General features: G+C 51.6%; 1 protein-coding gene. It reads right to left on the bottom strand.

The window, feature by feature from the left end; translation table 11 throughout:
* The coding region (locus ACINWC743_RS04875) for a phage baseplate assembly protein V (RefSeq protein ID WP_009584597.1) at window positions 1-335 on the bottom strand (335 nt) is incomplete at both ends.

The following is a 335-nucleotide window of genomic DNA, read 5'->3' as shown; positions in this document are numbered from 1 at the left end:
GACTGCGTTGCGCTTCATGGATTCGACCCACCACGAATGGTCTGTCAATGTTGCCATCAAAGAAGTCGATGACTACAATCTCCCCAATCCTCGGTAAGAAGCGAGCTCCATAACCTTCGCCTGCCCACGGCGTGAGTACATCAACCCAAGCTGAGTCAGTATCATTGTTATTCGCGCCTGCGCCACCATCGTGACTGTGGTCTTCATTGCGGGTAAAGAGGAAGCGAACCTTGATGCGTCCCCATTCATCCACATGGATTTCTTCTCCACTTGGACCAACCACTCTCGCTCGCATTGGATGAGCTGCGGGTCTTTGGGTTAAGGGATTATACTCA

It is taken from the genome of Acinetobacter sp. WC-743 (genome assembly GCF_000335555.1).
In the GTDB taxonomy this organism is placed as follows: domain Bacteria; phylum Pseudomonadota; class Gammaproteobacteria; order Pseudomonadales; family Moraxellaceae; genus Acinetobacter; species Acinetobacter bereziniae.
The sequence above is the reverse complement of the archived record's forward strand: the minus strand, read 5'-3'. Positions and strand labels throughout refer to the sequence as shown.